This is a genomic window from Microbacterium sp. RU1D (assembly GCF_900156435.1).
Classification (GTDB): Bacteria; Actinomycetota; Actinomycetes; order Actinomycetales; family Microbacteriaceae; genus Microbacterium.
In genome coordinates this window covers 548,779-573,786 of the sequence record NZ_FTPQ01000001.1, presented here as the reverse complement: position 1 = coordinate 573,786, position 25,008 = coordinate 548,779, and the positions used below count along the sequence as shown (strand labels likewise).

General features: G+C 71.1%; 26 protein-coding genes and 1 tRNA gene. 16 read left to right on the top strand and 11 right to left on the bottom strand.

Features of this window, described 5'->3' with window-relative positions:
- The first annotated feature begins 52 nt into the window (after positions 1 to 52).
- From B0B15_RS02585 to B0B15_RS02575, 3 genes are all read left to right on the top strand, one after another.
- On the top strand, positions 53 to 1,519 hold the full coding sequence (locus B0B15_RS02585; protein ID WP_076673147.1) for an ABC transporter permease: 1,467 nt from the start codon (positions 53 to 55) through the stop codon (positions 1,517 to 1,519).
- A gap of 31 nt (positions 1,520 to 1,550) precedes the next feature.
- On the top strand, positions 1,551 to 2,258 hold the full coding sequence (locus B0B15_RS02580; RefSeq protein ID WP_076673146.1) for an ABC transporter ATP-binding protein: 708 nt from the start codon (positions 1,551 to 1,553) through the stop codon (positions 2,256 to 2,258).
- 238 nt (positions 2,259 to 2,496) lie between these two features.
- Entirely contained in the window at positions 2,497 to 3,039 is a 543-nt protein-coding gene (locus tag B0B15_RS02575; protein WP_076673145.1) for an SRPBCC family protein, read from the top strand.
- 26 nt (positions 3,040 to 3,065) lie between these two features.
- Here the strand turns inward: B0B15_RS02575 and mnhG are convergent, their stop codons facing one another.
- From mnhG to B0B15_RS02540, 7 genes are all read right to left on the bottom strand, one after another.
- Positions 3,066 to 3,446 (bottom strand): monovalent cation/H(+) antiporter subunit G, encoded by a 381-nt coding sequence (gene mnhG / locus B0B15_RS02570; protein ID WP_076673144.1) that lies wholly within the window; start codon positions 3,444 to 3,446, stop codon positions 3,066 to 3,068.
- Positions 3,443 to 3,709 carry an MrpF/PhaF family protein gene (locus B0B15_RS02565; RefSeq protein WP_076673143.1) on the bottom strand — a complete coding sequence of 89 codons (267 nt, stop codon included), beginning with the start codon at positions 3,707 to 3,709 and terminating at the stop codon, positions 3,443 to 3,445. The genes mnhG and B0B15_RS02565 overlap by 4 nt, the downstream gene beginning before the upstream one ends.
- On the bottom strand, positions 3,706 to 4,320 hold the full coding sequence (locus B0B15_RS02560; protein WP_076673142.1) for a Na+/H+ antiporter subunit E: 615 nt from the start codon (positions 4,318 to 4,320) through the stop codon (positions 3,706 to 3,708). The genes B0B15_RS02565 and B0B15_RS02560 overlap by 4 nt, the downstream gene beginning before the upstream one ends.
- Positions 4,317 to 5,873 (bottom strand): Na+/H+ antiporter subunit D, encoded by a 1,557-nt coding sequence (locus B0B15_RS02555; protein ID WP_076673141.1) that lies wholly within the window; start codon positions 5,871 to 5,873, stop codon positions 4,317 to 4,319. Before B0B15_RS02555 ends, B0B15_RS02560 begins: the two co-directional genes overlap by 4 nt.
- On the bottom strand, positions 5,870 to 6,484 hold the full coding sequence (locus B0B15_RS02550; protein WP_076673140.1) for a sodium:proton antiporter: 615 nt from the start codon (positions 6,482 to 6,484) through the stop codon (positions 5,870 to 5,872). The genes B0B15_RS02555 and B0B15_RS02550 overlap by 4 nt, the downstream gene beginning before the upstream one ends.
- A complete protein-coding gene (locus B0B15_RS02545; RefSeq protein ID WP_076673139.1) occupies positions 6,481 to 9,408 on the bottom strand; it encodes a Na+/H+ antiporter subunit A in 2,928 nt (975 codons plus the stop codon). Before B0B15_RS02545 ends, B0B15_RS02550 begins: the two co-directional genes overlap by 4 nt.
- A 96-nt stretch (positions 9,409 to 9,504) precedes the next feature.
- On the bottom strand, positions 9,505 to 10,554 hold the full coding sequence (locus B0B15_RS02540; protein ID WP_076673138.1) for a LacI family DNA-binding transcriptional regulator: 1,050 nt from the start codon (positions 10,552 to 10,554) through the stop codon (positions 9,505 to 9,507).
- Positions 10,555 to 10,631: 77 nt separating this feature from the next.
- Here B0B15_RS02540 and B0B15_RS02535 point away from each other — a divergent pair, with 77 nt between their 5' ends.
- From B0B15_RS02535 to B0B15_RS02515, 5 genes are all read left to right on the top strand, one after another.
- Positions 10,632 to 11,870 (top strand): MFS transporter, encoded by a 1,239-nt coding sequence (locus B0B15_RS02535; RefSeq protein ID WP_076673137.1) that lies wholly within the window; start codon positions 10,632 to 10,634, stop codon positions 11,868 to 11,870.
- A 43-nt stretch (positions 11,871 to 11,913) separates the two neighbouring features.
- Entirely contained in the window at positions 11,914 to 12,612 is a 699-nt protein-coding gene (gene nucS / locus B0B15_RS02530; RefSeq protein ID WP_076673136.1) for an endonuclease NucS, read from the top strand.
- A 100-nt stretch (positions 12,613 to 12,712) separates the two neighbouring features.
- Positions 12,713 to 13,399, top strand: a complete 687-nt coding sequence (locus B0B15_RS02525; RefSeq protein WP_076673135.1) for an HAD hydrolase-like protein — start codon at positions 12,713 to 12,715, stop codon at positions 13,397 to 13,399.
- A complete protein-coding gene (locus B0B15_RS02520; RefSeq protein WP_076673134.1) occupies positions 13,392 to 14,588 on the top strand; it encodes a hypothetical protein in 1,197 nt (398 codons plus the stop codon). The genes B0B15_RS02525 and B0B15_RS02520 overlap by 8 nt, the downstream gene beginning before the upstream one ends.
- Positions 14,589 to 14,624: 36 nt before the next feature.
- Entirely contained in the window at positions 14,625 to 16,688 is a 2,064-nt protein-coding gene (locus B0B15_RS02515; protein ID WP_076673133.1) for a bifunctional lysylphosphatidylglycerol flippase/synthetase MprF, read from the top strand.
- Positions 16,689 to 16,746: 58 nt separating this feature from the next.
- Here B0B15_RS02515 and B0B15_RS02510 read toward each other — a convergent pair whose 3' ends face one another.
- Positions 16,747 to 16,953 carry a cold-shock protein gene (locus tag B0B15_RS02510; RefSeq protein ID WP_076673132.1) on the bottom strand — a complete coding sequence of 69 codons (207 nt, stop codon included), beginning with the start codon at positions 16,951 to 16,953 and terminating at the stop codon, positions 16,747 to 16,749.
- Between the two features lie 330 nt (positions 16,954 to 17,283).
- Here B0B15_RS02510 and B0B15_RS02505 point away from each other — a divergent pair, with 330 nt between their 5' ends.
- From B0B15_RS02505 to B0B15_RS16715, 5 genes are read left to right on the top strand one after another with little or no spacing between them, the layout of a single operon-like run.
- Positions 17,284 to 17,892, top strand: a complete 609-nt coding sequence (locus B0B15_RS02505; protein ID WP_076673131.1) for a GntR family transcriptional regulator — start codon at positions 17,284 to 17,286, stop codon at positions 17,890 to 17,892.
- A gap of 48 nt (positions 17,893 to 17,940) precedes the next feature.
- Entirely contained in the window at positions 17,941 to 18,369 is a 429-nt protein-coding gene (locus B0B15_RS02500) for a hypothetical protein (RefSeq protein ID WP_076673130.1), read from the top strand.
- Between the two features lie 4 nt (positions 18,370 to 18,373).
- Complete coding sequence (locus tag B0B15_RS16725) at positions 18,374 to 19,666, top strand: sensor histidine kinase (protein ID WP_076673129.1); 1,293 nt, start codon at positions 18,374 to 18,376, stop codon at positions 19,664 to 19,666.
- A 17-nt stretch (positions 19,667 to 19,683) separates the two neighbouring features.
- Complete coding sequence (locus tag B0B15_RS16720) at positions 19,684 to 19,992, top strand: response regulator transcription factor (RefSeq protein ID WP_256334151.1); 309 nt, start codon at positions 19,684 to 19,686, stop codon at positions 19,990 to 19,992.
- A 29-nt stretch (positions 19,993 to 20,021) separates the two neighbouring features.
- A complete protein-coding gene (locus tag B0B15_RS16715) occupies positions 20,022 to 20,357 on the top strand; it encodes a response regulator transcription factor (RefSeq protein WP_256334150.1) in 336 nt (111 codons plus the stop codon).
- Positions 20,358 to 20,552: 195 nt separating this feature from the next.
- On the opposite strand, the gene B0B15_RS02485 is transcribed toward B0B15_RS16715, so the two are convergent.
- A complete protein-coding gene (locus B0B15_RS02485) occupies positions 20,553 to 21,551 on the bottom strand; it encodes an endonuclease/exonuclease/phosphatase family protein (protein WP_076673128.1) in 999 nt (332 codons plus the stop codon).
- Positions 21,552 to 21,686: 135 nt separating this feature from the next.
- Positions 21,687 to 21,953: a GlsB/YeaQ/YmgE family stress response membrane protein gene (locus B0B15_RS02480; RefSeq protein WP_076673127.1), complete on the bottom strand. Its 267-nt coding sequence runs from the start codon at positions 21,951 to 21,953 to the stop codon at positions 21,687 to 21,689.
- 161 nt (positions 21,954 to 22,114) lie between these two features.
- On the opposite strand from B0B15_RS02480, the gene B0B15_RS02475 reads away from it, so the two are divergent.
- Positions 22,115 to 23,029 carry a DUF368 domain-containing protein gene (locus B0B15_RS02475; RefSeq protein ID WP_076673126.1) on the top strand — a complete coding sequence of 305 codons (915 nt, stop codon included), beginning with the start codon at positions 22,115 to 22,117 and terminating at the stop codon, positions 23,027 to 23,029.
- Between the two features lie 464 nt (positions 23,030 to 23,493).
- Here the strand turns inward: B0B15_RS02475 and B0B15_RS02470 are convergent.
- Positions 23,494 to 23,577 (bottom strand) — tRNA-Leu (locus B0B15_RS02470).
- Between the two features lie 152 nt (positions 23,578 to 23,729).
- Here B0B15_RS02470 and B0B15_RS02465 point away from each other — a divergent pair.
- On the top strand, positions 23,730 to 24,467 hold the full coding sequence (locus B0B15_RS02465; protein WP_076673125.1) for an FHA domain-containing protein: 738 nt from the start codon (positions 23,730 to 23,732) through the stop codon (positions 24,465 to 24,467).
- Entirely contained in the window at positions 24,464 to 25,003 is a 540-nt protein-coding gene (locus tag B0B15_RS02460) for an FHA domain-containing protein FhaB/FipA (RefSeq protein WP_076673124.1), read from the top strand. The genes B0B15_RS02465 and B0B15_RS02460 overlap by 4 nt, the downstream gene beginning before the upstream one ends.
- Positions 25,004 to 25,008: the final 5 nt, after the last annotated feature.

Genomic DNA, 25,008 nt, shown 5'->3' with positions numbered 1-25,008 from the left:
GCCGTTCCTACGTTCGCTGCGACGGCCGCATCCCGCGTCCGGAAGGAGAAGCATGTACGGCACCTACCTGCGGCGCGAACTCGCCGGCCGCACCAAACAGACCGTGATCGTCGCCATCGGACTCGCCATTGCGATCGCTCTCGTCATCGTGGTCAACGCCCTGTCGGCCGGCGTGCGCGATGCGCAGTCGCAGGCGCTGTCGTCGGTCTACGGCGTCGGCACCGACCTCACCGTCACGGGGGCTCAGACCGAGCCGGGCGAAGGCGGCGGCGGTCCGCGCTTCGACTTCGGCGCCGAGGACGGCGCCACCAGCGACGGAACGACCACCCTCAGCCAGTCGCGCCTCATGACCGACATGATGCGCGGCACGCTCGACGCCTCCACCGTGACCACGGTGACCGGCCTCGACGGCGTCTCCGCCGCGACCGGCGCCCTCGCCCTGACCAACACGACGTTCTCGGGCGAGATCCCCGACCGCAGCGCAGACGCCGGCACCGGCACCGAGCAGGGCCAGGGCACGGGCGAACCGCCGGCCGGCGGCCCCGGCGGCGACGGCGGCAGCGCCTTCGGCGTGGACTCCTTCAGCGTGCTCGGCGTCGACCCGGCGGCATCCGTCGGCCCCCTCTCCTCCGTCACCGTCAGCGACGGTCGCGCCCTCGAGGCATCGGATGCCGGAACGAACGTCGCCGTGATCGACGCCACGTACGCGGCGAGCGCCGGGCTCAGCGTCGGCGGCACCGTCGACGTGGGTGGCACGGCGATGCAGATCGTCGGGATCGTCGCCTCGGCCTCGGCGGACGCCGACACCGCCGCGAACGTCTACCTCCCCCTCGACGTGGCCCAGACGCTCGCCGGCGTCGGCGACGTGGTCTCGACCGTGTACGTGCAGGCCGATTCGGCGGATGCCATCGACCAGGTGCAGAGCGAGCTCACCGCCGCACTGCCCGACGCCACCGTCAGCTCGCAGTCGGAGCTGGCCTCCACCGTCTCGGGCTCGCTCTCGAGCGCGTCGACGATGATCTCGAACCTCGGCACCTGGCTCAGCCTCGTCGTCCTGCTGGTCGCCCTCGCCCTCGCTGTGCTGTTCACGATCTCGGGTGTCGCCCGTCGCACCCGCGAATTCGGCACGCTGAAGGCCATCGGGTGGTCGAACGCGCGCATCGTGCGCCAGGTCGCGGGCGAGTCGCTCGTCCAGGGTCTGCTCGGCGGTGTCGCGGGTCTGATCCTCGGGCTCGGCGGCATCCTGCTGGTCAACGTGATCTCGCCGACCGTGTCTGTGGCGGCGAGCACCTCCGGCGGCCCCGGCGCGCAGGGCGGTCCGGGAGCCGGTGGCCCCGGCGGCGGTTTCGGACAAGCGGCGGCGCAGGCCACCGACATCGTCCTGAGCGCTCCCGTCACCCCGGTCGTCGTGCTGGCCGCGGTCGGCATCGCCGTGCTCGGCGGCGTCCTCGCCGGAGCGTTCGGCGGATGGCGCGCCGCTCGCCTCAGCCCCGCCGCCGCCCTCCGTTCGGTCGCGTGAGCGGCATCCCCCGTCCTTCGAAGGAGACATCATGACCCTCACCGTTCCCACCGCCACCGCCACCGCGTATCGCCTGTCGAAAGTCACGCGCACGTACCGGCAGCGCGAGCGCACCGTGCAGGCCCTCGCCGGAATCGACCTCGACATCGCCGCGGGCGATTTCGTGACCATCCAGGGCCCCACCGGCGGCGGCAAATCCACGCTGCTGCAGATGCTCGGCGCCCTCGACCGCCCCTCGAGCGGGTCGGTGACGCTCGGCGAGGTCGACATCGCGAGAGCGTCGAACGCGCAGCTGAGCCGCCTGCGCGCCGAGGAGATCGGCTTCGTGTTCCAGGGCTTCAACCTCATCCCCACCCTCACCGCAGCGGAGAACGTCGACATGGGCCTCGAGCCGCTGCGCCTGGACCGCGGCGAGCGCGACCGGCGGGTGACCGAGGCCCTCACGCGCGTGGGTCTGGCCGACCGCGCCGACCACCGTCCGGGAGAGCTCTCCGGCGGTCAGCAGCAGCGCGTCGCCATTGCGCGGGCGGTCGCGAAGCAGCCGCGCGTGCTGCTCGCCGACGAGCCGACCGGCAACCTCGACGAGAGAATGCGCGACGAGATCCTCGACGTGCTCGAGACGCTCAACGCCGAAGGGCTGACGCTGGTGGTCGTGACGCACGATTCGGCCGTGGCCCGCCGAGCCCGCCGCCGATTGCGCCTGGCGAAGGGCGTGGTGACCGACATCACGCGGGGCTGAGGGCGGTCCAGGGGTGGTCCGGGGCGCCGGGCCACCTCTTTCCCGGCGCGAGGCCGCCGTCCACGCGAGGACCCTGAGCCCGTCGATGGGCGCGGGACCCACGCCCACCCCGGAGGCGTCGACAAGCTCAGCCACCTCCCTTTCCCCCACCTCCGCCGACCCCAGCCGTCAAGTCCCGCCGCGCGTGCGGCATCCACCCCCTACAGTCGAACCACGCCGACCGGAGGGAGGGGATGCCATGGCCGCCCGCAACACGCGCCTCATGCGGTGTACACCCGACGACCTCTTCGCGGTGCTCTCGGACGGCTGGCTGTATCCCGTGTGGGTCGTGGGCGCCGCCCGCATGCGCGATGTCGATGCGGAATGGCCCCGGGAGGGCAGCCGCATCCACCATTCGCTCGGCGTCTGGCCCGTGATGATCCACGACGAGACCGAGATCGTCGAGTGGGACCCGCCGCGTCGACTGCGCCTTCGGCCGCGAGCCGGTCTCCTCGGTCGCGGCGTGATCCGCATCGAGGTGCGCCCGCACGGCGACGGGATCGCCGTGACGATCCTCGAGGAACCCGTGTCGGGCGCCGCCGCGGTCCTGCCCTCGCTGCTGTGGAAGCCGATGCTCGTGGCGCGCAATCACGAGTGCCTGAACCGCCTGGCGTTCCTCGCCGAGGGTCGGCGCGACGAGCGCGAGGCGCGCGAGCTCGACCACCGCACCGACACGCCGGACCCCGCCGAGGGCACCCCGTCGTCGCAGGCGGAGGAAGACGTGCGCGAGGCCGGCGTCTGACGCCGCATCCGCTGCGTCTCACCGTCTCAGTTCTCGGGCCGCGTCTCCGCGCCGGTCGACCCCGGCTGCTCGGTCCGGTGCTGCAGCTCGTCGATGTACAGGCCCTCTTCGTCGGTCGTGCGGTTGCGGTAGGCCGCGCGCCCGACCATGTGGGCGGCGAGCGGCGCCGTGGCGAACTGGATGAGCACGATCGGGATGCCGAAGGCCACCACCTCCCACGTTCGCAGCGACAGCGCGACCGCGATGACGATGAGCAGCACGCCCAGCACCTGCGGCTTGGTCGCCGCGTGCAGGCGGGTGGGCACGTCGCGCCACCGCAACAGCCCCATGGTCGCGGTGAGGCAGAGCACCGCGCCGATCAGCACGAGGACGAGCGCGACGGTGTCGAGGACCGATTCGAGGGTCACCGCGGGTTCTCCTTCCGCGCGACGAAGCGGGCGACGGCGATCGACCCGAAGACGCCGACCGCCGCGATGATGAGCATCGCGGGCAGCGACCGCGTGTGGTGGTTGATCACCATGTCGGCACCGAGGATGCAGATCACCTCGGTGAGCAGCACGTCCGCCGCGACCGCGCGGTCGAGGATCGACGGGCCGATGACGAGCCGGATGAGGGCGAGCACCGCGGCGGCGGCGAAGACGACCAGGATGACGACGACGAGGGCGTTCACAGCGGGGTCCTCCCCTCGCGCGGCGATTCGATGGACTGGTGGTGATGCGTCGAGCTGTCGGCGATGCGGGCGCGCAGTTCCTGCAGCTCCTCCCGCGAGCCGACGGCACGCGTGATGCGCGCCTCCCAGCCGAGCACGATGCGGCGCTGGTGCTCGGCATCCTCGTCGCTGCGTACGCCGATGGTGTGCAGGTAGAGCGTGCGGTTCTCGCGGTCGACGTCGACGATGAGCGACCCTGGGATGAGGGATGCCGTGACGGCGGTGTGGGCCATGATCACGTCGTCGTCGACCCGGAGCGGCACCGCGATGATCGCCGCGCCCGGCTGGCGTCGCACGTCGAGCACCTGCCACGCCACGATGAGCGAACCCTTGATGACGGCACCGAGGAAGGTGACGACGAAGATCAGGCCGTACCAGAGGTTGATGCGACCCGACAGCTCCACCGGGGGCAGGCGGAACACGCGGGTGACGAAGACCGCCATGACGAGGCCGGTCACGAGGGCGAGCCAGGTGAACTGGCCCCACAGCAGCATCCACAGGGCGATCAGCCAGATCATCAGCGGGAGCTGATGCAGGAACAGCGACACCTGCGCGCGGCGGTTCGGACTCATCGCGGGTCCTCCGCATCCTGCAGCTGCACGAGGGTAGTCCCGCCGTAGATGCGCTCGCCCGCCCGCAGGCACGCGTCGAGCAGGGGGCCGGCGAACACCGTCAGCGAGATCGTGACGACGACCATTCCGACGGTCGCGACGGTCATGATCCGCGGAATCGTGCGGCGCTCGGTCGAGATCGACGCCGCGGGCGCGTTGCCGAGATAGGCGATGCGCTCGGTCGTCTCGGCCGAGTCGTCGTCCTCGCGCCAGAACGACAGGTTCCACGCGCGCATGAGCGCGTACAGCGTGAGGATCGAGGTGACGATGCCACCGACGATGAGCACGATCATGACCGGTGTGCCCACCTGGGCTGCGGCGTCGAAGAGGGCGTACTTGCCGATGAAGCCCGAGAACGGCGGGAGACCGCCCAGGTTGATGGCCGGGATGAAGTAGAGCACCGCGAGCAGGGGGGCCGCACGCATGAGTCCCTTGACCTTGAGGATCGACGTGCTGCCCGCGCGGCGCTCGATCAGGCCCACGGCGAGGAACAGGGTCGTCTGCACGATGATGTGGTGGACGATGTAGTAGATCGTCGCGCCCACGGCGAGCGGCGTGTTGATGGACAAACCGAAGATCATGTACCCGATGTGGCTCACGAGCGTGAACGACAGGATGCGCTTGAGCTCGGCCTGGGCGACGGCTCCCAGCACCCCGACGATCATCGTCGCGAGGGCGACCATGAGCAGCAGGAAGTTGATGTCGTTGTCGACGAAGAGCTGCGTCTCGGTGCGGATGATGGCGTAGACGCCGACCTTCGTCAGCAGGCCCGCGAAGACCGCCGTGACGGGGGCCGGGGCCGTCGGGTACGAGTCGGGCAGCCAGAACGACAGCGGGAAGACCGCCGCCTTGATGGCGAAGGCCAGCAGCAGCATGAGGTGCAGGATCGTCTGCGTGTCCTGCGGCAGCATCGCCATGCGCTCGCTGATCTGCACCATGTTGACCGTGCCGAGCGCGCCGTAGACCATGGCGATCGCGGCGAGGAACAGGATCGACGACACCAGCGACACGACGATGTAGACCACACCCGTGCGGATGCGGGACTCGGTGCCCCCGAGGGTGATGAGCACGTACGACGCGACGAGCAGGATCTCGAACCCGACGTAGAGGTTGAACAGGTCGCCGGCGATGAAGGCGTTGAAGATGCCCGCACCCAGGATGAGATACGCCGGGTAGAAGATCGAGACGGGCGTGTCCTCGTCGTTGTCCGCCGCTCCCTGTCCGATCGAGAACAGCAGGACCGCGAGCAGCACGATGCTCGTGACGACCACGAGGAGCGCGGCCAGCACGTCCACGTACAGCACGATCCCGAGGGGGATCTGCCACGCGGCGATGGCGACGGCGATGGGCCCGGTGGTGTCGACCGCGACGAGCAGGACCGCGCCGAGGACGAGCACCGCCGCGAGCGAGGCGACCGACACGACGATCTGCGTCTTCTTGCGGCGGCCGAAGATGAGGTTGATCGCGGCGCCGATGAGCGGGATGCCGACGAGCAGGGGCACGAGGGCGCTCACGAGCGATCACCGTCCTGGGGGTCGCGGGGGGCGTCGGACGCGCCGTCGGCGGGCGTGCGGTCGTCCGACGCGCGGTCGTCCGACGCACGCCGGCGGACGGCGACGCGGTCGACCGGAGCGTCGTCGACGAGCTGCGACAGGTCGCCCTGGTGCAGCACCCGGATCGGGTTCGCGGCATCCCCGACGAAGTCGGTGGTGACGTCGTCGTCGTCGGAGCGCGACTCCTCGTCCATCGCATCCTCGACCTCTTCGGCCGTGCGGGTGCGCAGCGCGACGTCGTCGACGTCGTCGATGACCGTGTCGGCCTGACCGAGCTGCCACGACCGGTAGATCAGGGCGAGCAGGAAGGCCGAGATCGCGAAAGTGATGACGATCGCGGTGAGCATGAGGGCCTGTGGGAGCGCATCCGACATGTCGGCGGCGTCGGTCTCGCCGTCGTAGAACGGCGCGATGGCCGGGCGGCCCATGACGATCAGCAGCAGCAGGTTGGCCGCGTTGCCGAGCAGCAGGAAGCCGATCAGAACGCGGGTGAGGCTGCGCTCGAGCATCGCGTAGACGCCGCACGCGAAGAGCACGGCCATGATGATCACCAGCACGAGCGAGATGTTCACGGATTCACCACCTCCGCGTCCTCGGGCAGCTGCGACTGCCGGTCGACCTCGGCCCCGAGGCTGCGCAGCACGTCGAGCACCAGACCGATGACGACGAGGTACACGCCGATGTCGAAGATCGTGCTCGTGACGAACTCCCAGTGGCCGATGAGCGGCAGCTCGCCCTCGAAGGTGAAGCTCTGCAAGGGGGCGAAGCCGAAGAACATCGGCACGATCGCGCACAACACGGCGATCGCCATGCCGGCGCCGAGCAGGCGGCCGGCGTCGGTCGGGGCGGCGGCGCCGAGCTCCCAGCGTCCGCCGGCGATGTAGCGCATGACGAGGCCCAGACCGGCGACGAGCCCGCCGGCGAACCCGCCGCCGGGGAGGTTGTGGCCGGCGAAGAGCAGATAGAGCGAGATGACCATGACCGAGTGGAAGAGCACGCGGATGATGATCTCGAGCAGGATCGAGCGGTTCTCGGGCTGCACCTTGGCGCCCGACACCAGCCAGGCCCGCGGGGCGCCGGTCTCGCCGACGCGCTGCGCGCGGACGCCGCTGTCGGTCTCGACGAGCGGACGGCGACGGCCGAGGCCCGTCCGGCTGCGAGCCGTGCCCGAACGCCGCGACAGGTTGTCGCTGCGGTCGGTGATGAAGACGAGGGATGCCACACCCGTCGCCGCGAGCACGAGCACCGACAGCTCGCCCATCGTGTCCCACCCGCGCAGGTCGACGAGCGCGACGTTGACGACGTTGCGACCGTGGCCGATCTCGTACGCCAGCGGCGGCCACTCGAGCGAGATCGGGAGCTCCTGGCGGGCTCCCGTGGCGACGATGGCGACCAGGGCCATCGTCAGGCCGACGCCGGCGCCGAGCACGGCCCGGGCCAGGGGCGCGACGGAGGCGTTCTGCTCGCCCATGCGCGCGGGCAGTCGACGCAGCACGAGAGCGAACACCACAAGCGTCACGGTCTCGACGAGCACCTGCGTCAGGGCAAGGTCGGGGGCACCGCTCGTGGCGAAGAGCACGACGAGGCCGAGACCGGTGACCGAGACGAGCGCGACGCCCGTGTAGCGCTTCCGGGCACGCACCGCGAGGATGCCGGCGGCGATCATGAGCGGGGCGGCGATGAGCTGCGTCGGGGAGTGCCAGGCGTCGAGCTGCGCCCGCCACTCGGCCGACGCGAACAGGGCGGTGCCCTCGGCGATGACGAGGACGATGAAGATCGTGCCGACGTAGAACGGCAACGAACCGCGCTGGAAACGGGCGGTCACCCACTCCGACGAGTGGTCGATGCCGCGCAACGCGACGTTGTAGACGTCGTTCGCCGTGAAGGGCAGCACGCGGCGCCGCTTGTGCAGCTGCGTCTTGCGCACGGCCCAGAAGATCGCCGCGCCGAGGGCGAGCGTGCCGAGCGACACGAACAGCGCCGGCTCGAGACCGTGCCAGAGGGCCAGGTGGTACGGGTACTCCGGCGCGGCCACGCCGGGCGTCGCCTCGGGCAGGCCGTCAGCGTAGGGGGCGAGCCAGTGGTCGACGACCGGCGCCAGGAAGCCGAGCACGAGCGAGGCCGCGGCCAGCAGCACGGGGGCCGAGAGGAAACCGATGGGCGGGTCGGGCCACTCGGTCGTCTCGACGTCGCGCTTGGTCCAGTACGCGCCCCAGAGGAACCGGATGCCGTACCCCGCCGTGAGCGCCGAGCCGAGCACGATGCCGACCAGTGCGACGATCCCCCACCCCGCACCCGCCTCGGCCTCGTGCAGGAGGGCGGTCAGCGCCGTCTCCTTCGCCACGAAGCCCAGGGTCGGGATGACGCCCGCCATCGACGCGATCGCGATGAACGACGCGGTCGCCATGACGGGAGCCTGGCGGCCGAGGCCGGAGAGCTGCCCGATGTCGCGGGTGTTGAGCTGACGGTCGATGACGCCCACGACGAGGAACAGGCACGACTTGAACAGCGCGTGGCTGAGCAGGAGCGCGGCACCCGCGAGGGCGGCATCCCGTGTTCCGTAGCCGAGCATGACCGTGAGGAACCCGAGCTGGCTGACCGTGCCGAACGCGAGGATGCGCTTGAGGTCGCGCTCGCGCAAGGCCTGGAACCCGCCGAGGAGCATCGTGAACACACCCAGCGCGATGAGGGTGGGCCGCCAGAACGGCGTTTCGGCGAAGCCGGGGGCGAGGCGCGCGATGAGGTAGATACCGGCCTTCACCATGGCGGCCGCGTGCAGGTACGCGCTCACCGGGGTGGGTGCGGCCATTGCACCGGGGAGCCAGAAGTGGAACGGGAAGATCGCCGACTTGCTCAGGGCGCCGATCAGCAGCAGCAGGACGGCGATGTCGACGACCGTGCCGGTGGGCGGGTCGGCGAGGATCACCGACAGGCTCGACGTCCCCGCCTGCACCACCAGCAGCACGACGCCGATGAGCATGACCAGCCCGCCGAGCGTCGTGACCAGCAGCGCCTGCAGCGCCGCACGGCGGCTGGCGGCGCGCGCGTGGTAGTAGCCGATGAGCAGGTACGACAGCACGCTCGTGGCTTCCCACAGCATGACGAGGACGACGATGTCGTCGGTCAGGACGAGGCCGTACATCGCGCCGGCGAAGGCCAGGAGCACGGCCGAGAACTGCCCCACCCCCCGCGTCTTGTCGCGGAAGTACCAGCGGCAGTACAGCATCACGAGCGCGCCGACACCGGTCACGACGAGGGTGAGAAGCCACCCGAGCACGTCCATCCGCATCGACAACGAGACGTCGATGGCGGGGATCCAGCGATATTCCTCGAAGGGAATGTTCCCCGCGAAGACCGCCGGAGCGAGCACGAGAGCATGGGCGAACGCGAGTGCCGGCAGCACGGCGGCGACGTAGAACGCGCGAGCGCCGATGCGGGAGACGAGCCACGGCAGGAGGAGGGGAAGAGCCGCGAAGGCGCCGAGGAACATCAGCATGATCGGGCCTCCTCGGGGTCGACGGGCAGGTGCCCGGGCTCTCGGGGTGTCGGACCTATTCTATGCGGCGCATGAGAGTCCGCGGTCCACGGATTCTCATGTGGTACGCGGAGGAGCCGTCGTCGTTCCCACGCGGAACGTGCATCGGAGATCGAGACCGGAGGGAACGGCATCCTCGAGCATGGCGGCCACCGCCTCGCCGGCGGCACGCCCCTTGGCCGTCGCGGGCTGGACCAGGGTGGTCAGCACGTGGGGGGCGAGCCCGTCCACCACGACGCCGTCGAAGCCGGTGACGCTGACATCCTGCGGAACCCGGAGCCCTGCCTCCTCCGCCGCGCGGATGACGCCCGCGGCGAGGAGGTCGCTCTGCGCGATGACGGCCGTGGGGCGGTGCGCCGCGTCGCCGAAGATCGTGCGTCCGGCGATGGCGCCCTCGTCGATCGAGCTCGTGGCCGCGGCGAGCACCGGGGCGTCGGGGAAGACCGCGCGCGCGCCGGCGAGGCGATCGGCGGTCACATCGACGCGGACGGGAGCGTCGGCGGCGACCCACCCCCGGCGCCGTGAGGTGTCGATGGGCAGGGTCACGAGCACGACGTCGCGGTGCCCCAGGTCGGCGACATGCTGAGCCGCCGCGCGCTGCGCCTCGGCGTTGTCGAGCAGCACCTGGGGGACGCCCTCGCCCGCGTCGCCCTCGACGACCACCACCGGGATGCCGCGCCCCCGCACGATCTCGAGGGAGTCGCGCATGCGCGGGCTGCAGCCGATCAGCACGGCGGCGTCGATCGGGGCGGTGTGCAGCGAGGGTTCGCTGACGGTCTCGCCGTCGTCGCGCAGGAGGAGGAGCGCCGCACCCAGGCGCGAGACGCCGTCGGCGAGGCCGTCCATCATGTGCGTGGTGACCGGGTCGAGGAACGCCGTGCCGAGGTGGGTGTCGAAGACGACGCCGACGATCCCGCTGCGACCTCGACGCAGTGAGGCCGCGCGCGGGTCGGGACCCGTGTAGCCGAGGGCTCCGGCGGCCGCCAGCACGCGGGCCCGGGTCGCCGCGGAGGTGGGCGTCTTGCCGCTGAACACCACCGACGCGGTCGACGGGGAGACGCCCGCCTCACGGGCGACGTCGCTGATGGTGGCGCGGCGGGTGCTCACGGGCCGATCGTACCCGCGACGCGTGGCGCTGCCGAATCGATTCGATCGATGTCGAATCGATTCGGTACAGTGTCCGCATGGCCCCCTCGCTCACCCGCTCCCAACTCGTGCGTTGGCACATCGCCATCTGCGCCATCTTCTTGGCGAGCGGACTGAGCATCTCGACATGGGCGTCCCGCGTCCCCGCGATCCGCGAGTCGCTCGGCATCGAGAACTCCGGCGTCGGCCTGCTGCTGCTCGGCATGGGCGTGGCATCCATCATCGGCCTGTCCATCGCGCCCGCGGTGATCGCGCGCCTCGGCGCGCGATCCGGGATGCTCGTCGCCCTCGTCCTGGTCGGGATCGGCCTCGCCGTCATCGGCTTCGGTGCCGACACGCTCCAGGTCTTCGGCGTCGCGCTCGTGGGCCTCGCGCTCTTCGGCTTCGGCAACGGCGCGGTCGACGTGATGATGAACGTCGAGGGGGCCGCGCTCGAGAAGGCGACCGGCCGCACGATCATGCCGCTGCTGCACGCGTTCTTCAGCTTCGGCACGGTCATCGGCGCCGGCCTGGGCTTCGTCGCCGTGAGCGCCGGCATCCCCGTGCTCGCGCACTGCGTCGCGATGGGTGTCGTGATCCTCGTCGTCGCCTTCGTCTCGGTGGCCAACGTGCCGCGGGCGGAGGTCGCGCTGGACGCCCCCGCCGACGAGGAGCGCGCGCACTGGCGCGAGCGCCTCGCCACCTCGCTGCAGGCCTGGCGCGAGCCGCGCACCTACACGCTCGGCGTCATCATGCTGGGCATGGCCTTCGCCGAGGGCAGCGCCAACGACTGGCTGCCTTCCGCCGTGGTGTACGGGCACGGCGCCCCGGAAGAGGCGGGACCCGCGGTGCTCGCGGTGTTCTCGGTCGCCATGACCGTCGGCCGCATCGCGGGTGGGCCGGTCGTCGACCGCCTCGGCCGCGTGCTCGTGCTGCGCGTGCTCGCGGCGACCGCCGCCGCGGGGCTGCTGTTGTTCATCCTCGCTCCGTACGGCCCGCTCGTGTTCGTGGGAGCTGCCCTTTGGGGTCTCGGCGCCTCGCTCGGTTTCCCCATCGGCATGTCGGCCGCCGCCGACGACCCCGCCAAGGCCGCCTCCCGCGTCGCGGCCGCCGCGACCATCGGCTACGTCGCCTTCCTGTGCGGCCCGCCCATCCTCGGCTGGATCGGCGACCACATCGGGCTGTTGAACACCCTGCTGATCGTGGTCGGCCTGATCGTGGCATCCGGGCTGTTCTCCGGCGCGGCGAAGCCGCTGGTCCCGGCCGCGGCGCAGACCGACGAACCCGCCCGCCGCTGACCTGCGACGAGGCGGATCCGGCGAGCGCGATTAGGCTCGTCGGGTGCGTCTCGTCATCGCCCGTTGCTCCGTCGATTACACCGGCCGTCTCAACGCGCATCTGCCCCTCGCCACACGTCTGCTCGTGCACAAGAACGACGGCAGTCTGCTGGTGCACTCCGACGGCGGCTCCTACAAGCCGTTGAACTGGATGAGCCCGCCGTGCAGCCTCACGCGCGAAGACCCCGACGAGGTCGACGTCGAAGATGGCGTCATCGAGCGGTGGCGCGTGACGCACGCGAAGACCGGTGACGCGCTGCTCGTGCGCATCCACGAGATCGTCCACGACACCGCGCACGATCTCGGCGTCGACCCCGGACTCATCAAGGACGGTGTCGAGGCCGACCTGCAGCGTCTCCTCGCCGAGCAGGTCTCGGTCGTGGGCGAGAACCTCACCCTCGTGCGGCGCGAGTACCCGACGGCGATCGGCCCGGTCGACCTGCTGCTGCGCAACGACGACGGTCCCGGCACGGTCGCCATCGAGGTCAAGCGCCGCGGCGACATCGACGGTGTCGAGCAGCTCACGCGCTACCTCGAACTGCTCAACCGCGACCCCCTCCTGGCTCCGGTCACCGGCGTCTTCGCCGCGCAGGAGATCAAGCCGCAGGCCCGCGTGCTCGCCACCGACCGCGGCATCCGCTGCCTCACCCTCGACTACGACGAGATGAAGGGCGTGCAGTCGGGGGCTCCGCGGCTGTTCTGAGAGCCTCGCGTTCGGTGCAGGTCGTCTGGGCCGGCATCCGTCGAACCGCCCCCGTGCGTGGAGCGCCCGGGACGCACGGCTCCGCCGGTAGCGTGGACGCATGCCCGTACGCTCTCCCTTCTCCTGCGTCCTGTGGGACGTCGACGGCACTCTCGTCGATGCATCGGAGGGGATCCTCCGCCGCCTGACCATCACGCTCGAGCACTTCGGGCGCCGGGCGCCCACGCGCGGTGAGCTGTCGCACTGGATCGGCCCGCCGATGTTCGAGTCGTTCCAGGCCAACGTCGGCATGACGCCCGAAGAGGCGACCACCGCCGTCGCGTTCTACCGCACTCTCAACAAGAGCGAGGGCTACACCGTCAGCGCGCGGCTCTACCCCGGCGTGGCGGATCTGGTGCACGAGCTGCACGAGGCGGGGATGCCGCAGTCCACGGCGAGCTCCAAGCCCGAGGTACAGGTCGTGGCGCTCATGGACCACTTCGGCCTCGCCCCCGACCTCGAGGCCATCGTCGGCGCGACCCTCGACGAGCGCACCCTCAGCTCCAAGGCCGACATCGTGCGCGAGGCGCTGCGCCGTCTCGCCGCCACCGGTGTCGACGTCTCGCGCCCCGTCCTGATCGGCGATCGGCACCACGACGTCGAAGGCGGGGCGGATGCCGGTGTGCCGGTGATCTTCGTGCGCTGGGGCTTCAGCTGGCCCCACGAGGCCGAGGGTGCGCAGGCCGCCGTCGACGACGTCGCGCAGTTGCGGGCACTGCTGATCGTGGACGACCCGGCCGGTGCCTGATCTCGGCGCGGCGGTGCCGATCGGCGTCGCCCTGGTCGCAGCGCTGGTCGTCGCGGCGGCGATCGTGATCGCCGTGCGGGCGAACCGCCGTTCGCCCCGCGCCCGTGCCGCTGCCGACGAGGCCGTGGCCCACGCGGCCGAGGCGCTCGTGCGCCTCGACGATGCGGTCGAAAGCCTCGACGTCGCCTTCGAGGCGGTCGATGCCGTCGATGCCCCCGACGCGCCGACGGAACTGCGCCGCGCCCGCACCGCAGCGCACCGCGCTCGGGACCGCGGCTTCGCCGACGTCTCCGCCCTCGACGCTCGACCGACCATCCCGGCACGACGTCGAGACGACGCCCGGCGCGTGGCGCACGACGTCGATGCGAGCCGCGCACGCGTCGACGCCCTCCGGGTCCGCCTCGACGAGTGGACCGCGACCAGCCGTTCCCCCGCCGCCCTGCGCGACGCAGCGAGAGCACGTCGCGACGACATCGTCGCCGCGACGGGCGACCCCGAACGGCTCCTCGCCGCGCTGCGACAGCGTTTCGACGCCCCCGATTGGATCGACGCCCGACGTGCGGCCGACGCCGCAGCCACGGCGCTCTTCGACGCCGAAGCGGCCCTGCGCGATGCCGATGCCGACCCGTCGCTCGAGAATCTCCGTCGCGCGACCGCGGCCCTGCGCCGCGCCGAGCGGCACGGGCGCGCCGTCGAGGACGCCCATCGCATCGCGTTCCAGGCGGCGCAGAACGCCGACGACGAACTCGCCGCCGTTCGCGACGAACTCGACGCAGCGCTGTCGATCATCGCCGCGCGCCCCGCGCAGTGCGCGCCGTCCGCCGGCGAGACGGTGCGCGAGGCCGTGCGCGAGTTGGAGACCGCCGCCGCAGCCGCGGCGCGTCGTCCCCGCGAGGCGGTCGCCACCGTGGCGAGCGTGCGGGAGGTGCGCGACCGCGCCCTGGGGGATGCCGTCAGCGCGCGCCAGCGACTCGAGGCCGCCCGGGCGGCGCTGCCCGGAACGCTCGCGTGCGCGCGGGCTGCTCTCGCCGCCGCCGACGCCCGCGACGACGCGCCGGCCATCCAGGACCGCCTGCGCCTCGAGCGTGCGCGCCAGGAACTGGCCGCCGCCCGCGCTGCCACGGACGCCGAGGAGGCGCTCGCCAACGCGCGAGCGGCCTGGCACGCGATTCCCCCGACCCGGGGCTGACCCGGCCCGGCCGGGCGGTGCAATATCGTGAGCGGCATGGCGGACACCTCCCGCGTCCTACGCGTCTCGGCCATCGGCCGTCGCATCCCGGTCACGCTCGGGCTCGCCGGCGTCCTCCTGGTGGTCGGTATCGTCTCGGGCGGCCTGTGGTCGCCCGTCACCGATTCACGCGTCTTCGCCGACGTGGCCTACGGTCTTCCCGCGCTGGCCGAGGGCCGGTGGTGGACCCCTGTCACCGGCACGTTCTTCGTGAGCGCCCCGTGGGTGTACCTCGCGGGAATCCCTGCCGTGGCCGTGATGGCGTTCTTCGAGTACCGGCGGGGCAGTCGCGTCGCCGCCGTCTTCTTCGCCGGCGGCCAGCTCTTCTCCATCCTCGCGGCCGCGGCGTTCCTCGCGGTCGCGTCGCTGTTGCCGTGGTCGTGGGCGCAGGAGCAGGCGGCCGCGCTCGACGTGGGGCCGTCGGGCGGCGTCTTCGCGTGCATCGCCGGCGCTCTCGCGCTTCTGCCCTCGCCGTGGCGGCTGCGCGCGTGGACCGTGTTCGTCGCGGTCCTGGCCGTCACCTTCGTGTATTACGGCTCGCTCCCCGACCTCGAGCACGTGTTCGCCGTGGGTCTCGTGCTCGTCGTCGACCGCTCGCTCCGGCCGCAGCGGGTGAGTGTGCGCGAGCAGCGTCTCATCGCGTTCGTGGTGGTGTGCGCGCTCGGCGCGATCGAGATCCTCGGCTACGTCGCTCCGATGACCGGCCCGTTCGGCACCTCGGCCGCGACCTCCGGCTCCTGGGTCGACGTGGCTATCAACACCGCGGTCGTGCTCGTCGTCGCCACCTCCCTGCGCCGCGGCCGCCGGTGGGCCTGGGTCCTGGTGCTGGTGTACTGCCTGCTCAACGTCCTGCTCGTCCTCGCGGTCATCGGCATCCTGGTCGCCGTCGGTCTGCCCGGTGTCGAGGCCGAGATCGACACCGACGTCACGAGCGTCCTGGCCTCCTCGGTGCTGTGGGTCGTGGCATCCGCGTACTTCGTGCTCGTGCGCGGCGCGTTCCACGCCCGCCCCCGTGCAGCGCTCGGCGAGGCCCCCGCCCCGACGGTCGATGACGTGAAGGCCGAGCTGCGCGCCACCGGTGGGGGGACGCTGTCGTGGATGACGACGTGGGAGGGCATGTCGTACGCCCGGTTCGGCCGTGGGCTCGTCGCCTACCAGCGCCGGTCAGGGGTGGCCCTCGCTCTCGGCGACCCCCTCGGTCCGGTCGGCGAGCGCGCGGCCACCGTGCGGCGCTTCATCGAGCGCTCGGAAGCCGCGGGTCTGGCGCCCTGCTTCTTCAGCGCGGGAGAGGCGACGCGCGCCGCCGTCCCGGCCGGGTGGCGACACATCGTCGTCGCCGACGACACCGTGGTGGATCTTCCCGGCCTCCAGTTCACCGGCAAGGCCTGGGGTGCGGTGCGCACGTCGCTGAACCGCGCACAGCGCGAGGGGATGACGTTCCGCCTCACGCATCTCGCCGACGAGCCGTGGGGGGTACGCCAGCAGCTGCGGGCGATCTCCGAGAGCTGGGTGGGCGAGAAGGGTCTGCCCGAGATGGGCTTCACCCTCGGCACCCTGCACGAGGCCTCCGACCCCGAAGTGCGCCTGGCCCTCGCCGTCTCGCCCGCCGGCGACGTCGACGGGTTCCTCTCCTGGCTCCCGATCTACGGCGAGGGCGAGGTGCGGGGCTGGACGCTCGATCTCATGCGACGCCGCGACGGCGGCTTCGGCCCCGTCATGGAGTACCTCATCGGCTCGTCGGCGCAGCAGTTCTCCGCCGAGGGCGCGCAGGTCCTGTCACTGTCGGGCGCTCCACTGGCGCACGAGTATCCCCCGGATGCCGGAGCCATCGCCGAGCTGCAGGCGCGCATGGCCGCGATGCTGGAGCCGGTGTACGGCTTCGCGTCGCTGCACCGCTTCAAGCAGAAGTTCCACCCGCGGTACGAGACGATGTATCTGCTCTACCGCGACGAGGCGGACCTCACGCGGATCGGCGCAGCGCTGACCCGCGCGTTCTTGCCGCATGCGACGCTGCGTCAGTTCGCGGCTGCCGGGATCGACCTCGTGCGCCAGGAACGCTGATCGCCCCGACCGGCGCGGCTGCGCACGGCCGGGGCGGAACCGGCCGCAGCCGGACGCGTCAGAGCGGGCGGATGTTCTCGGCCTGCAGGCCCTTCGGGCCCTGGGCGATCTCGAACTCCACGCGCTGGTTCTCCTCGAGCGAGCGGTACCCGCCGGACTGGATCGCGCTGTAGTGCGCGAAGACGTCCTGTCCACCGTCATCCGGGGCGATGAAGCCGAAGCCCTTCTCCGAGTTGAACCACTTGACCGTGCCCTGCGTGCTCATCGTGATGCCGTTTTCCGCTTGAGCCGACGCCGTGCGCGCCGGACTGTGCCCCCACGGTAACGGCCGGATTCCTCGGACGCACGGCTCCGTGACACAAACGTTGCGCGGCGGAGAAAAGCGGTATCGCCGGCGAGAACGGCCCCGAGCCCATACGACGCCCGGGCTGAGCAGAGCTCGAAGCCCGGGCGTCGACGGATCCCCCCGGATATGTCACGCGATGCGCGACGGCGATCACTTTACCGGCGCGGACGCGTGCGCGCGACACGAAAACGAAGAATCAGTCAGTTCTGACGATGTTCTGTGATAACGATGAGCCGTAAAATCCGGCTGATGGATGGACGGCGGCGCGCATCGGCCCTCGTCGACGAGGCGTATCGCTCTCTCGGCGAGGCCATCGTCGACGGCCGCCTGCAGCCGGGAGACCGCCTGCGCGACGTGGAACTCGCCTCGCTCATGGGCATCTCGCGCACTCCGGTCCGCGAGGCGCTGCAGCGCCTCGAGCGGATCGGACTCGTCGAGGTCGCCGCCAACAGATACACGCGCGTCGCGGCGCTCAGCGACCGCGCCCGGACCGACATGCGCGAGTACGCGGCGCACACCATCGCGGGGGTCATGCACGTCGCCCTCCCTCGCGCGTCCGACGACGAGATCGTCGAGACCGTCGCCCTGGTGGACGCCCTTCACGACGCCCCCTCGTCTCGCTCCTACGTCGCGGCGATGATGGCGTTGTATTCGCACCTGGTGGCCGGATCCCGCAACATCGTCTTCCGGAAGGCCCTCGATCAGACGGACCTCGTGCTCCGTCGCAACCTCGACGGCTGGAGCAGCGTCGACGACGACACCCGCGAACCGCTCTTCCGGCATCTGCGAGAGCAGATCGCCCGTCGCGACGCGAACGGCGCGTGCTGGACGTTCCTGACGCTGCACGGTTTCGCGTGACCGCGCAAGGTCGCACGACCCGGCTCGACCCGCCGCTAGCGTGACGTCATGCCCCACATCGAGCTGCGCGCCCTCACCGACGACGACCGGGATGCCGCGTACGACGCGGTGCGGGCCAGTGGCTCCGCGTGGCCGCGGGGGGTCTTTCACGACCGCGGCTCGTTCGACGAGTGGGTCGACCGCTCCGACGTGGAGGTTCACGCGATCGTGCAGGACGAGCAGATGACGGGCGTCGCTGCGGCCATGGACGTCGACGGAGACCGCGAGATCCTTCTGGCCGTCGCCCCGGATGCCGACGCCGAGGTGCCGACGGAGGCACTGCGTCAGCTGACGGTGCGCGAGGCCGAACGACCGCTCTACGCGTGCGTGGCGGCCGACGATCGTCCCGCCCACGATGTGCTCGCGCGCATCGGTTTCGTCGAGCACGGACGCGACGGCGCCGACGTGGTCTACGTGCTGCCGCCGACGCTAGAGTGACGCGGTGCCGACGAACGACGACCCCGCGGAGCGACCGGTCCCGGACGCCGAGGGTTTCACCCGCGTCCTGAGCGGCCCCCGTTCGCTGGCCGTCTTCGCCGCGATCGTCTTCGTCGTCACCGCCGTGCAGGCGCTGACCAATCCTCTCGCGGGCCTGCTGGAGGGCGAGTTCCCGTGGGAGGGGCCCGTTCCGCTACCGATGGTCGTCGCGCTCGTCGTGATGGGGTGCGCGGCGCAGAGCGCCTTCCTCTTCCTCTGCGCGCGCGCTCCGGTCGTCGCGGTGATCGGCACCGCGGCGTGCTACGTCGCGCTGGTCGTGGGTCTGTCGATCCCCCGCTGGCTCTCCGCGCTGCCTCTGGTGGTCGCCGTGGCCGTGTTCTTCCTCGCCGCGGGCAGACGCCCGGTCGTCGCGAGCGCGTGGTCGGTCGTGGTGGTGATCGCCGTCAGCCTCTCGCTCTTCGCGTGGGCTGTTTCGACGGGCGTCCCCTTCGGCATCGTCGGGAGCTTCGTCCTCGAGACCGTCCTCGCCGTCGGCACCCCGATCGCGGGCGCGGCGGCCCTGGGCATCTGGTGGGCGCGACGCATGCGCGCTTTCCGGCGCACGCGCGACGAGCTCGCCGCCGCCGCCGAACGTCACGCCGCCGAGATGGAGCGGGTCACCACCCTCGAGCGGGCGCGCATCGCTCAGGAACTCCACGACGTCGCCGGGCAGCATCTCGCCGGTCTGCTCTCCCTCGCCGACGCGGCCGTCGACATCGATGTGCTCGACACCGCGCAGGCGACCGCGTTGATCTCGGAGATGCGGGCCGAGGGACGCTTCGCCTCAGCGAGCCTCTACGCCGCCCTCCGAGACCTCCGCATCCAGACCGGCTCGCGTGTCGAGCCGACCCTCGACCTCCGATCGCTCGACGGACTGCGTGACTTCTGGTCGGCCCGCGGCATGCGGATCGACGTCGACGTGCGCGGGCCCGTCGCCGACCTACCGGCGATGGTTTCCACGACCGCGTACCGCGTCGTGCAGGAGGCACTCACGAACGCGGGGAAACACGCGCCGGGGGCACCGACGCGGGTGGAGGTCGACGTCTCCCTCACGACGCTTCGACTCTCCGTGCAGAACGAACCCGCCCTCGTCCCTCGCACCACCCCGACCGTCGGCGGCCTCGGATGGGGCCTGACCGGCATGGCCGAGCGAGTGGATCTGATCCACGGGAGCCTCACCGCCGGTCCGCGGGACGACGGCGGGTGGGCCGTGATCCTTCGTGCGCCGGTCGGCGCCTTGGATGCGGTCTCGCCGTGACGGCGTCCGAAGGGGAGGTGAGCGTCCTCATCGTCGACGACAACCGGACGGTGCGCCGCGGCATCCGTCTGCGGCTCGAGAACGCCCGCGGCATCCGGGTGGCCGGCGAGGCGTCGAACGGACAGGATGCCGTGGTGCTCGCGCGAGCCGAGCGCGTCGACGTCGTGCTGATGGATCTGCACATGCCCGGAATGGACGGTATCGAGGCGACGCGTCGGATCGCGGCCGAGCGCGGCGATCGCTGCCGCGTCGTGCTGCTGACCAGCGAGGTGTCCGACGCCTCGTCGTCGAAGCGCTCGAGGCGGGAGCGAGCGGTTACCTGCTGAAGGGCCACGACAGCGATCAGCTTCTTCCCGTGATCCGCGGCACCGCCGCCGGAACGGCCACCATCTCGCCCCTCGTCGCCCCGCGACTGCTCCGCGAACTCCGCGAGTCCCGTCCCGCCCCCGCCGACCCCGCGCAGCGCGCTCTCCTCACCGCGGCCGAGCAACGGGTGGTGGGTCTGTTGAGCAGTGGCGTGACCTCCAACGAAGACATCGCCCGCCACCTCTGCGTCTCGGTCAACACCGTGCGGAGTCAGACGGCCGCGGCCCTGCGCAAGCTGGATCTCGACGACCGGACGCAGCTCGCCCTCTGGGGCGCGCGCAACGGGCTGCATCGCCGCGACGCGTCGTCCGAACGGATGAAATAGCAGCTGATCTTCGAGCGGATCCCCGCCCATCGCGCGGGCTCGAGCCGCACGCGGAGAAACTTCGTACGTGAACGCGGCGCGAACGCGCCAGAATGCTGCACACAGCGGCAGGGCTTCGCCGCTGGTCCGCGCGGGGCCGGGAGTTTGGGGGCGGCCCCGCGCGGCCGCCGGCCCCGCGCGGACGCTCGTCGCTTCTCAGCGGCGTGACAGCGTCGCGACGATCGGTCGGTGATCGCTTCCCGCGTCGTCGAACCCCGCGACCACGGTGAACCCGTCCACGCTCCAGTCCGATCCGGCGAGCACGTGATCGATGGGCGCCCCCAGCAGCGCCGGCGCACGTACGGGCCAGGTTCCCACCGCGGCAGAACCGGTCATCGCGGCGGCGTCGCGGCATCCGCCGAGGTCTCCACCGTCGACGCCCTCTCCCGCGAAGTGGTCGAGCGTCGCGTTCAGATCACCTGCGACGATGACGTCGTCGTCGGCGCAGCGGTCGGCGATCCACTCGAGGCCGACGTTCCACTCCTCCAGGACGGCGGGAAAGGGCGGCATGGGATGCGCGGCGACCAGCGTCGGACCCGCGCCGTCGACGGAACGCCACACGCCGCTCGGGAGCCCCGGGGTCGATCCCGCGGCGGTGTCGCGCGTGTACGGGCCGAGCGCGTGAGAGATGAGGATCGAGGTGGGGATGGACGCACCGCCCGCGGCCGCCCACACGGTGTCGTGGCGCATCGAGATGCCGTCAGCAGTCAGGATGCCGACCACTTCCGCCGCCGCGAACCCGTCGGTCTCGGGCAGGCTCACGACGTCCGCCCCTGTCTCCCGCACCAGGCGGGCGATCTGCTCGGGCGAAACGGAACCCCCGTAGGTGTTCCACGCCGCGACGGTCAGCTCGCCACCAGAGGACGACGGTCCCGCGCCGCGCACCGCGAGGACGACGCCGTTTCCCACCGCCGCCGCGGTCAAAGCGAGGGCGAGAGCCGCCGCGACACCCCACCGACGGCGACGGGCGGCCACGGCCATACACGGCAGGGCGAGCGCAGCCAGGCCCACCGTCAGCAGAGCTCGGAAGGAGATGGCATTGGCGACGACCGGAAGACGATGGATGCCGATCGCCTGCGGCCACACCGCGACGAGCGCCGCGATCGCACCGAGCAGCAGCGCGATGACGAACGAGGTGCGGGATCGTGTCGGCATCCTGATCAGTAAAGCGTGACCGTCGAGGTCATGGCGACACCCGGGCGACGGCGATCGCTCTCCGCCCTCGGACGCGACGGAGACGCGCGAAGGCCCGGGGCGCGTTCCCCCCGCCCCGGGCCTTCGCGTTCTTCGTCAGCGCGCGGTGCGCCGACCCACGATGAGGCCGTAGATCAGCAGCACGATGATCGAGCCGCCGATGGCCAGCAGCCACGTCTGGATGGAGAAGAAGTCCTGGAGCGGGGCGTTGAACAGCAGGCCGCCGAGGAATCCGCCGAGGAGTGCGCCCACGACACCGAGCAGCAGCGTGACGAGCCATCCGCCGCCCTGCTTGCCCGGGAGGATCAGCTTGGCGATGGCACCGGCCAGGAGGCCGAGGAGGAGAAATCCGAAGAATCCCATGTTGTCGTTCCTTTCGCGAGTGAGAACCGAAGCCCGCTAGAAACGGGGCTCTCGTTGTACCCAGCTTCCTCCCAGACAAGACTTTCGCAGGGTGGGTTGCATCGACGCGTTTTGTCTGTTTATCGCGTGGCGCGCGTTGCGCATCGCCTAGCGTGGGCCGGATGGCCGACCACTTCGCCGACCGCCGCCCGATTCGTCCCGCGCTCGACCTCGTCCGCGGAATCCTCATCGGGGCGGTCGAGGTGGTCCCGGGGGTGAGCGGCGGCACGGTCGCCCTGATCGTCGGCGTCTACACGACGCTGATCGACGCCGCGAGCCACCTCGTGCGGGCCGTCGTCGCGCTCATCGACATCGCGCGCGGGCGGGGAACGAATCGCTCGCGGGCTCACCTCGCCGCGGTGCGCTGGCGCGTCGTGGCTCCCGTGCTCATCGGCATGCTGCTGGCCGTCATCCTGGGCGCGCGCCTTCTCGCTCCTCTCGTGCAGGCCCACCCGACCGAGACCCGTGCCGTGTTCGGCGGAATGATCGCGGCCTCCCTTCTCATCCCCGTGCGGCTGCTCGGCCGCGCCTGGACCTGGCGCCTCGCGCTTCTCGCCGCGATCGCGGCGGTCGCCGCCTTTCTCGTGACGGGGCTGCCGTCGTCGACGGTGGCGGACCCGCCGCTGTTGCTCGTGGCCCTGGCGGCGTCGGTCGCCGTGTGCGCCCTCGTGATGCCGGGTCTGTCAGGAGCGTTCCTCCTGCTCGTCTTCGGCCTGTACGAGACGACGCTCGTCGCCCTCAACGAACGCGACGTCCCGTACATCCTCGCCTTCGCCCTCGGCGCGGTGGTGGGGTTGAGCCTTTTCGTGAACCTGCTGCGCGTGCTCCTCGCCCGCTTCCGCGAGGTCATGCTGGCGCTGATGACCGGCCTCATGCTCGGATCACTCCGCGCGCTCTGGCCCTGGCAGGACGAGTTCGGGCAGGCATCCCCCGTCGGAACGGATGCCGGGTTCGTCGCCGTGATCGCGGCGACAGGCGCCGGGGTGGTCCTGATCGTCGTGGCGATGCAGGCGCGGCTTGACCGCGTGCGCCGTTGAGTCACAATTCGCGCGGCTGTGGACAACTCTGTGCACAGCCGAGAAACTCATGTGGATAACCCTGTGGGAAATCGCTGGCGCCCCGGCGAGCGCGCCACTGCGACGAGAGGAAGAACCGCGGGATCCCGGAGCGTGAGAAGAATTACATCCGCGTAATTCCGCGGGATCGACGATTCTTGCGCATCGCCCAACGAGCTGGGGAGAACTTCCTGCACAGGGTGGTGAAACTGTGGATAACTTTTCCGCGGGTGGGCGTCGCTCGCGACGAACTGCGCCGCCGTGGGGTTCGCCACCTCGGGCGGCACGGGCTCATCGAAGCCCTCTCCGATCGGCCGCCTTCGACGCCGGTACGCGGCGCGCGGAGCCCCCGGCGGCGGGGGCCAACCCGCACGGGTTCACGGACCTCCCACTCCTTCAGACAACGAAAAAGACCCCGGGGATGAACCCCGGGGTCTTTTCGTCTGTGCGCGAGGGGGGACTTGAACCCCCACGCCCTTGCGGGCACTGGCACCTGAAGCCAGCGCGTCTACCTATTCCGCCACTCGCGCGAGACGCGGCACGGATGCCACGAACTCAACTTCCCGAGAATATCACGGAGGCGACCACGTGACGAAACGCGGCCGTCGGGGACCGCTTCCATGACCTGCCCAGCCGCCCTGGCTACGATGTGCCTACTGGTCTGCCTGCCCGAAGGAGTCTCGTGGGACTACTCGACAGTTTCGAGAAAGGTCTCGAACGCGCCGTCAATGGTGCGTTCGCGAAGACCTTCCGCAGTGGCATCCAGCCGGTGGAGATCGCCTCCGCGCTGCGCAGCGAGCTCGATAAGAAGGCCGTCGTCGTGACCCGCGAGCGCATCCTCGCGCCCAACGCGTTCTCGGTGCGCCTCTCCCCCGCCGACGACGAGAAGATGGGCGCCCTGGGCTCGACCCTGCTCAGCGAGCTCGACACCCTCGTGAAGAAGCACGCCCGCACCCAGGGATACTCCTTCGCCGGTCCCGTGGCCATCACGATCGAGCGGGATGCGTCGCTGTCCACGGGCACGCTCCGCGTGGACTCGCAGACCACCGAGGGGCGCATCGCCTGGCGCGGGGTCGTCGACATCGACGGCACGCGTCACCCCCTCACCGGCTCCCGCACGGTGATCGGACGCGGAAGCGATGCCGACATCACCATCCCCGACGCCGGCACCAGCCGCAAGCACGTCGAGATCCTGTGGGACGGCGAGCGCGCGATGGTGCGCGACCTCGGATCGACCAACGGCACGACCCTCAACGGTCGCAAGGTCTCGGAGGCGGCGCTGCCCCCGGATTCCACGATCTCGATCGGCCGCACCAATATCGTGTTCCGTGTGGTCGCGCAGGCGCAGCCGCCGCGGCGCGCGCAGGCGTCCGACGCCACGAGCATCTTCGACGTCCGGGAACGGGGACCCCTGTCATGAGTCAGCTGACTCTTCTTCTCCTGCAGGGCGGGTTCCTCGTGCTCCTGTGGTTCTTCGTGTTCGGCGTCGTGTACTCGCTGCGCGCCGACCTCTTCGGCGTCAAGGTGCGGAAGCTCCCCGAGCCGGCGGCATCCGCTCCCGCAGCCGCCGCGCCGACGGCGTCGCCCGACGCGGTGACCACGCAGGTCAAGCGACCGGCGGCGCCGCCCGCTCCCGCCCCGGTCGGAGCCCTCGCGACGACGTCCGCGGTCTCGCGCATCGTCATCACGAGCGGTCCGAAGGCGGGTCTCGAGCTGCCGCTGGGCACCGAGCCGCTGACGATCGGGCGCTCGAGCGAGTCGGGACTCGTCATCCGCGACGACTACACCTCCAGCCACCACGCCCGACTCGTCCTGTGGGGCGATCAGTGGATGCTGCAGGACCTCGACTCCACGAACGGCACCACCCACGACGGTGTGCGCGTCGCCTCGCCCGTGCAGGTCAAGGTGGGAGCGCCCATCAAGGTCGGCGCGACCACGTTCGAGTTGAGGACGTAAGCCAC